The sequence below is a fragment of the Paracidovorax anthurii genome (genome assembly GCF_003269065.1).
Classification (GTDB): domain Bacteria; phylum Pseudomonadota; class Gammaproteobacteria; order Burkholderiales; family Burkholderiaceae_C; genus Paracidovorax; species Paracidovorax anthurii.
In genome coordinates this window covers 1-7430 of sequence record NZ_QLTA01000100.1, presented here as the reverse complement: position 1 = coordinate 7430, position 7430 = coordinate 1, and the positions used below count along the sequence as shown (strand labels likewise).

Below are 7430 nucleotides of genomic sequence, written 5' to 3'. Positions count from 1 at the left end.
CCTTCAAGCGCTGCAAGCGCTCGCTGGGGCGGGTGCAAAGTGTGCTGACGGACAGCGGTTACACAGGCGAGCCCTTCGCGCAAGGCGTCAAGGACATCCTGGGTGAGCATGTGACGGTGCAGATCGCCAAGAGAAGCGAGTTGCACACCTTCAAGGTCATGCCCAAGCGCTGGGTGGTTGAGCGCAGCTTTGCTTGGCTGGACAAGAATCGGCGGCTATGGAAGAACTGTGAGCGATGGCTCAACACCAGCTTACAGTTCGTCCACTTGGCGTTTCTGGCTCTGCTACTCAGAAGATCGTAAACACGTTCTAAGTGAGGTGGTTGTGCAGATCGATGAGCCCGGGGTAGATCGTGCCCCGCGTATCGATCTCGGCCGCCTGCGCGAAGGCGGGCGGCAGCGCATCGCCCGGGGCCAGCACCGCCGCGATGCTGTTCCCTTCCACGCAGACGCGGCCGCCGCGCAGGGCCTCGGAGCCCGGGGCCATGGGGACGATGTCGCCGCGCAGGATGTAGCGGTCCGGGGGCGGTGCTGCATCGTGTGCGCGGGCGAATGGCGCGCGCGGCGGGGCTTGGCGGAATTCGATCATGGGGTTTCCTCCTCCTGGGCTCTCTTTGTTGCGGAGGAATATACCTGCGCAAGGCGGTGCCGGGCCGCCGGGCGGGCGCGTCCTGAATGCCACCCCTTTCACGGCCTTTCGCCGGGGAAAAGAGTCCCCCAACGGGCCCATCGGAAGAGGGGCTCAGGGCGCTGGATCAGGCGCTTGCGGGCCGTCGCCGCCGTCCGGCGGGGGCGGCGCATCCTCGGTGTAGGCCAGCAGATCGCCGGGCTGGCACTGCAGGTAGGCACAGATGCGCTCCAGCGTGTCGAAGCGGATGCCCTTCACATGGCCGCGCCGCAGCAGCGACAGGTTGGCCTCGGTGATGCCGACGAAAGCGGCGAGGTCTTTGGAGCGCACGTTGCGCTGCGCCAGGATGACGCCCAGGGTCACGCGGATCGGCATGGCGCGGGCCGGCTAGACGATCTGCGCATGCTCGTCGGCGATGGCCGTGGCCTCGTCGAGCACGGCCGCGAGCTGCCAGGTCACGCCTGCGAACAGCAGCAGCACGAGATCGCGCGAATCCAGCGCCAGCGACAGCCGCAGCGGGCCGCCGAGCGCGCCCGACAGCACCAGGCCGATCAGCGCGGGGCACAGCGTCCCCAGCACCGCCGCGGCCAGCGTGCAGGCCGCGAAGCGCCGCAGCCGCAACACCAGCGCATGCGACAGCGCCTGCGCGGCCGCGATGCGCAGCAGCCCGAGGCCCGCCCAGAACAGGGCCGCTCCCATCACCAGCACCGGCGCCATGGCCAGCACCGCGACGCCCGCCCAGACCTGCCAGGGCAGCACGGGCACGGCCATGGCCGGTGCGAAGTCCGGCGCCGTGGGCAGCGCCCGGGCGAGCCACTGCGCGGCCGGCTGGCGCCAGAGCACCCCCGCGGTGGCCAGCGGCAGCAGCAGGCCGGCCAGCAGCGTGCCCCAGCCGAGCAGGGCGATGCGCCGCATCGCGCGCGGACGGGCGGCGGCAGAGGGAAGCGTGACGGTGCGCATGCGGGACTCCTGGCCTGCCTCTTGACAAGCCCGATCTGTTACGAATAAATTTCTGTGAAACAGAAATTTATATCTACCATGCAGCAATTATGGACCAGGAGACGGGCGTTTCTCGGGAGGCTGGGCGGACTGGCGGGCGGGGCCTGGCTCAGCGCTTGCGGCGGCACCGTGCCTGCGGACGAGGCGGTGGTTTGGCGGGTACCTTTGGCGATCCAGGACCCCTATCCCATCGTCACGGCGCGGCTGCAGGAGCGCGACGCCGCGCTGCTGCTGGACACCGGCGCCGATGCCACGGTGCTCGACGCCAAGCTGGCGCGGGCGCTGGGCCTGGCGCTGTCGGACGAGTCGGTGCCGGGCTCGGGCGGCAGCGGGCCTTCCTGTGAGATCCGCCGCGCCGTGGTGCCGCGCTTCGCGATCGGCGGTGCGTTGCGCCGCGAGCAGCCGGTCTACGTCACCGCGTTTCCGCGCGAGTTTCCGTGGGACGGTGTGCTCGGCGCCGACTTCTTGCAGGCCTATGCCGTGCACATCGACTATCTGCAGGGCCGCCTGGATCTGGTCGAGGCGGCCGCGCAGGCCAGCGCACGGCAACTGCTCGGCCCCGCACCTCTGCTGCCGCTGCGGCGCCATGCCTCGGGCAAGCTGCTGGTCGAGGCCGAGGTGGACGGCATCGCGGGCTGGTTCTCGCTCGACACCGGCGCCGGCCAGGCCGTCACCCTGTTCTCGCCCGCGGTGGAGCGGCTGGGATTGCGCGAGCGCTGGGGCCCCGGCGTGCGCATGGCGACTGGCGTGACGACGGGCGGCATCGACCGCTCCGATTGCGTGCGCGTGGCGGCGCTGCAGTGGGGCGGCCATCGGCTGCAGCGCCCCGTGGTCGAGCTGTCGCTGGCAAGCGCGGGCCTGTTCGGCAGCGATGCCTGGCTCGGCAACATCGGCGGCGAAGTGCTGCGCCGCTTCGGCCTGGGGCTGGACGCATCCCGCGGCCTGCTCGCGTTGCAGCCCAACACCGCCATCGGCCAGGCCTTCCCTGGCCCGCGTGCCGGCTTTCTCTGGCGCGACACTGGCCAGGCACTCCAGGTGGTCGAAGTGCTGCCCGAGGGACCGGCGGCAGCCGCCGGGTTGCGCGTGGGCGACGTGCTGCAGGCAGTGAACGGCCAGCCCATCGGCCCGGCGCAGGGCTGGCCGCTGCGCACGGCCTTGCGCGCGCCGCCCGGCACCGCGGTGCGCTTGCAGACGGCGGCCGGGCCGCGCATGTTGGTGCTCAAGGAGCTGGTGTGAGGCGCTGGGGCGCGTTGCTGCTGCTGCCATGCGTGTTCATGGTGCCGGGTTGCGCGCTCATCGACGCCCGGGAGGCCGGCCGGGCCTGGCAGCGCCACGAATGCCTGCGCCAGCCTAGTCCGGATGCGCAGCGCCGTTGCGAGGAGGTGATGAAGGCGCAGCGGCGCGCGCTGGGGCGGCCGGTGGCGCCGTGAGCTTGACTGGGCGCGGAGCCTGTCCGGAATTTTGTGTGCGAGGCATAGCATGACCACCTGGAGCATCTATGCCAGTAAGCAAGACGAAGTTGAGGAATGCGGCCATCACGGCCAAGTCGGCGGCATTGCTGGTCATCCCCAAGGAGCTGCGTGACCCGTTCGTGACCGGCCCCATGACCGGCGAGGCGGTCAACGTCGCCTCGATGGCATTCAAGAAGGCGCTGATCGAGCGCGCCCTGGGCTCTGAACTGGGCCACCACATGGGCTACCCCAGCGGTGCGGACAAGCCCGAGAGCAGAGCCAACCAGCGCGACGGCAGGAGCGGCAAGATCGTGTTGACCGAAGACGGCCCGCTGCGCATCGACGTGTCGCGCGACCGCGATGGCTCGTTCGAGCCGCTGCTCATCGCCAAGCACGAAAGGCGCTTCATCGGCTTTGACGACAAGATCGTGGCCATGTACGCCGCGTGGCATGACGGTGCGCGAGATCCATGCTTTCCTGGCAGAGCAGTACGCCAGCGAGGTCTCGCCCGAGTTCATCAGCAGCGTCACCGACGCGGTGATAGCCGAGGTCGGCGCCGGGCAGGCCCGCCCGCTTGAGCCCATGTATCCGGTGGTGTTTTTCGACGCACTACGTGTCAAGATCCGCGAGGATGCGGTGGTGCGCAACAGGACCATCTACCTGGCGCTGGGCGTACTGCCTGACGGCACGTGCGACATCCTGGGGTTGTGGATCGAGAAAACGGAAGGGGTCAAGTTCTGGATGAAGGTCTTCAATTACCTAAAAACGCGCGGCATCAACGACATCCGATCGCTGTCATCGATGGCTTCAAGGGCGTCCCTGAAGCGCTGGGCACGGTGTTCCCCGCCACGACGCTGCAGACGTGCATCGCGCACCTGATCCTCAACAGCCTGGACTTTGCATCATGGAAGGAGCGCAAGTTGCTGGCGGCAGCGATCAAGCCGATCTACACCGCTGCCAGCGCCGATGTCGCACAGGCCGAATTTGATGCCTTCGAGCAAGGCCCTTGGGGGCAAGTTTCCGACAGTCGCGGCCGCTTGGCGCCGCGCCTGGGACCGCGTGACCCCGTTCTTTGCGTCCCTGCTGGCAGCACGCCGGATGTCTAAACGATCAACGCCATCGAGAGCATCAACGCGCAACTGCGCAAGATCATCAAGAAGCGCGGGCACTTCCCAAGCGATGAAGCAGCCAGCAAGCTGATCTGGCTGGCCCAGCACAACATCACGGCCGACTGGGGTCGTGCGGCGCACAACTGGAACGAGGCGATGCGCTAGTTCGCGATCCTCCACGTAGACCGGTTTACCACGACCACCGCGTAGGATGAAGACCGACTTTCCCTCCGCGCCGGTCGCCTCGTCGCAAGTGCCGACCGACACGACGGAAAAGTCTCAGCGCCCCGAACACAGAAATTCAGGCACTCCCGATGACTGCTCAGGAGATTCCTAGTCTTTTCAACAACTTCGTCGTGACTTGTTTCAATTTTGCTTTCGATTTCTCGGCGCTGGACTTGATGAGATCCATCTTTTCATCGAGGTCTGCGAAGTGGCTGCTTCGTGCCGGCTCGGACGACTGAGTCGCGGTGTAAACCTGGTCCATGAGGAAGCTGCGCAGGTACATCTCAGCGGAGTCCGTAAACCCATCAGAAGGAGTTGCGCGGCCTAGGCGGTCATCCACCAGCGCCCTCGGTTGCACGTTCGCGCAATACCTAGGATCGGCTTGCATTAAAACGAAATAGACGTTGCTGCCTGATTCGATGTATGGGAAGCGATTTTGGTCGTACTTGGCTAGTAGCGAACCTGCGGCATCCACGACATGCCATATGCCGGAGTCGTTGTTCTTTGCAACGCCTAATGAGATGGTGTGCATGAAGTGCTCCCGGTGTACTACCGCACGATGCGGGCAAGGCGAGAATCGATCTTTTCCTCATTAGCGCCCTTCTTCGAGAAAAACTCCAATGGGATTGCATCTGATGCTGGGATAGCTGAAGTGCCGGCGGTCGTGAACAGCACGGTCAATTGGGTGGTTCCCGTCGGTTGTAGCGCGCCAGGCTGACCATGTAGAGTGACTCGAGTGATCTTGTCGAGGTTTTTCCCATTGAAGTCGATGGAGAAATCGCCTGGCAGCCGAAACACTAGGCTGGGTGATATTGAGTCAATGGAGACCTTAGTTAGGCCTGGGGCGGCCTCTGCTTTCTTGGGTTTACAGTCGTCGCCCGATGGGCTCGAGGCATAGGCTAGATTGGTGTACAAGTCACGACCAAATGGAGTCATCAGGTGCAATGACGGATCGCGCTCTTGTCCCCCGGCCAGCGGAGTGATTGCAGGGATGCTTAACACGACCCCATCCATGTCCGGTGCGATTGTGATGGCGTCACCATCTAGCAGTTGACCAAGGACCAGCACCTTGGCCGTACGCCAGACGTTGCGGCCAGAGACGAGCAGTGTGCTTGGCGTACATGCGTTAATTGGCCCACCCGCAACGTTCATGATCTTCGGTGCGCGGCTAGGGGTTCCAGTGATTGACTGCGTGAACCAATCGTAGTCGGGCGTTCTGCGGGACATCTTGACGCCCACTGACTGTGTATCGGCAGTGTCTGTCTTCAGTGCTCCTCGGACAAGATCCTGGGGTGACGGCCCCCAGAGTGTGGTGACCTTAAGCTTGATGCTAGGCCACCAAATCGGCACGGAGAGGTCGACGGTCAGATCGTAGGGCTTCAGCATCTGTTCGACATCAATGCTTCCCTTCGGGTCGAGCCAGGGGCGTGGTCCAAAAACCCACCCAAACGTTTGCTTGCCGCCAATCGTGTATCCGACGACAGAAGGCACTCGCTCAAGCGTTGTGGCACGTCCGATTGCTTGTCGAGAGTAGCCAATCGCCGCATCAGCGGCAGCGCCGGATGTTGGTGCCGTGGCCACCAGTGACGCAGCCAGTGCCAAGCTGTTTGCATTGCGAGCCACGGTGGACATCTGTTGAACGTGCTCACGCGGACCGACTTCGTATACGCGCACAGTGCCTGTCTTGGTCGCCTCGTCCAGCACGGTTGAGAGACGGCCCCACGTGATCGCTCCAGAACTGCTTGGAAGCTGCTGGGCAGCATCGGAACAGCCAGGGGTCAGCTCCATGCTCTTGTGCAGACTAGCCAAGAATCTAGAGGCCTCCTCCAGTTTTTCCTTTGCGCCCCCAGAGAAGACTGCGGCTCCACGCAACTTCTCCCACCGATCAAGGGCGTTCACGTACTGAAACGTGACGATCCGGGCAGTGATGATCCGAATATCCTGCTGCAGATCATTCTTCTCCGGCTGCTCAGTCTCGGTCAGGCTGTTTGCAAGGCTAGAGTTACACAGCGCTTGAAAGATTCTTTGCCTAGGCGCTGGATTGACAATGTGCGACGACATGCGGTCACGCGACTTCCCAAAGTCTGGTGTCTCGGGCCAGCGCGCAGCCTTCAGGTCTGCGATCAATCCATAGCGCGATTTGCCCGGGGGCTCAGATGGAAATGCATATTGATAGCCGCCAACATCGAATAGAACCATATCACCGCTGTTGACTAGCTGTATGGCGTCTGCATCGGCCTTAAATGCACCGCCAGCGCGTTGCGGGCCGCTTCGGTTCAGGTGATTTAACCATTCCTCCAGGAACTGGGACTTCGCCGTGTCGTCAAAACTTCCCTGGTCGATCGATACCTGCATGGCGCCGAGAGATTTGGGATGCGCCTGATCTGGTATTACGGTTGTCTGGAGGTTGATTCGCACTAGAGCCGCGTTCCCGAGGTCGTGCAGTTCGTCTAGCGAACTGGCGTTCCTGGCGCTGCGAGCAATGTCGAGGAAAGCCTGCCGGTCACGAAAATCGTCGAATGGATTGGTCGTGACCGTTGTCAGTGCCGCCGTTTTGTTTTCTGCGGCGAGTTGAGTCTTGACGGCCGTCAAGGCGCCTTCTAGTTTTCCGAGGAGGAAGTCCACGGTCGGTGCGGTGACCCCATTAGCTGCCGCAGAGGGCTTGTCAGCAGTAAGCTTGCCTAAGAGCGTGTTTACGATCTCCCCCGACAATCCTGGGGTGAAAAGAAAGCCATACCCAAGCGACATCAGTAGAGAGAAGTTTGCCGAGATCGAGCCGCTGCTGCGCAGCGTTCGGCGCAGCACCAAACCGATCAAGCTGGATCTGTACGAAGTGTTCTGTGCAGTGCTGTACCTGCTTCGCACGGGTTGTCAGTGGCGCTATCTGCCGCCGCAGTTCCCCAAGTGGCACAACGTCTATGCGTACTGGCGCAAGTGGAGCGAGCCTGACCAGCACGGAGTGAGCGTGCTGGAGCAGGCTTTAAAAAAATCAGGTTGGCGCGGCCCGCGAGAGACAGGG

Annotated in this window: 9 protein-coding genes and 1 pseudogene; 5 read left to right on the top strand and 5 right to left on the bottom strand. The window is 63.7% G+C overall.

What is annotated here, in order from left to right; all coding sequences use genetic code 11:
• On the top strand, positions 1-302 hold a 302-nt coding region (locus AX018_RS24035; protein ID WP_146749357.1), incomplete at its 5' end, for a transposase.
• 7 nt (positions 303-309) lie between these two features.
• Here AX018_RS24035 and AX018_RS24030 read toward each other — a convergent pair.
• The 3 genes from AX018_RS24030 to AX018_RS24020 form a co-directional block, all read right to left on the bottom strand.
• Complete coding sequence (locus AX018_RS24030) at positions 310-588, bottom strand: hypothetical protein (protein ID WP_111882772.1); 279 nt, start codon at positions 586-588, stop codon at positions 310-312.
• Between the two features lie 153 nt (positions 589-741).
• Positions 742-1002, bottom strand: coding sequence for a helix-turn-helix domain-containing protein (locus tag AX018_RS24025; protein ID WP_111882769.1), 261 nt, complete (start codon positions 1000-1002; stop codon positions 742-744).
• Positions 1003-1014: 12 nt separating this feature from the next.
• On the bottom strand, positions 1015-1587 hold the full coding sequence (locus tag AX018_RS24020) for a hypothetical protein (RefSeq protein ID WP_146749443.1): 573 nt from the start codon (positions 1585-1587) through the stop codon (positions 1015-1017).
• Positions 1588-1791: 204 nt separating this feature from the next.
• On the opposite strand from AX018_RS24020, the gene AX018_RS24015 reads away from it, so the two are divergent.
• The 3 genes and pseudogenes from AX018_RS24015 to AX018_RS24005 all read left to right on the top strand — a co-directional run bounded on the left by AX018_RS24015 (position 1792) and on the right by AX018_RS24005 (position 4351).
• Complete coding sequence (locus AX018_RS24015; protein WP_170146343.1) at positions 1792-2862, top strand: aspartyl protease family protein; 1071 nt, start codon at positions 1792-1794, stop codon at positions 2860-2862.
• Positions 2859-3056 carry a hypothetical protein gene (locus AX018_RS24010; RefSeq protein WP_111882762.1) on the top strand — a complete coding sequence of 66 codons (198 nt, stop codon included), beginning with the start codon at positions 2859-2861 and terminating at the stop codon, positions 3054-3056. The genes AX018_RS24015 and AX018_RS24010 overlap by 4 nt, the downstream gene beginning before the upstream one ends.
• A gap of 68 nt (positions 3057-3124) precedes the next feature.
• Positions 3125-4351 (top strand): annotated as a pseudogene (locus AX018_RS24005) (IS256 family transposase).
• A 157-nt stretch (positions 4352-4508) separates the two neighbouring features.
• On the opposite strand, the gene AX018_RS25040 reads toward AX018_RS24005, so the two are convergent.
• Together AX018_RS25040 and AX018_RS25035 are read right to left on the bottom strand one after the other, a co-directional pair.
• Positions 4509-4943 carry a hypothetical protein gene (locus tag AX018_RS25040; RefSeq protein ID WP_146749442.1) on the bottom strand — a complete coding sequence of 145 codons (435 nt, stop codon included), beginning with the start codon at positions 4941-4943 and terminating at the stop codon, positions 4509-4511.
• A 17-nt stretch (positions 4944-4960) separates the two neighbouring features.
• Positions 4961-7036 (bottom strand): hypothetical protein, encoded by a 2076-nt coding sequence (locus AX018_RS25035; RefSeq protein WP_170146342.1) that lies wholly within the window; start codon positions 7034-7036, stop codon positions 4961-4963.
• A 94-nt stretch (positions 7037-7130) separates the two neighbouring features.
• Here AX018_RS25035 and AX018_RS23995 point away from each other — a divergent pair.
• The coding region (locus AX018_RS23995) for a transposase (RefSeq protein WP_170146326.1) at positions 7131-7430 on the top strand (300 nt) is incomplete at its 3' end.

Excerpts from the sequence above, each read along its gene's own strand:
- AX018_RS25040 (WP_146749442.1), bottom strand. The coding sequence starts at position 4,943 with ATGCACACCATCTCATTAGGCGTTGCAAAGAACAACGACTCCGGCATA.
- AX018_RS24020 (WP_146749443.1), bottom strand. The coding sequence starts at position 1,587 with ATGCGCACCGTCACGCTTCCCTCTGCCGCCGCCCGTCCGCGCGCGATG.
- AX018_RS24030 (WP_111882772.1), bottom strand. The coding sequence starts at position 588 with ATGATCGAATTCCGCCAAGCCCCGCCGCGCGCGCCATTCGCCCGCGCA.
- AX018_RS24025 (WP_111882769.1), bottom strand. The coding sequence starts at position 1,002 with ATGCCGATCCGCGTGACCCTGGGCGTCATCCTGGCGCAGCGCAACGTG.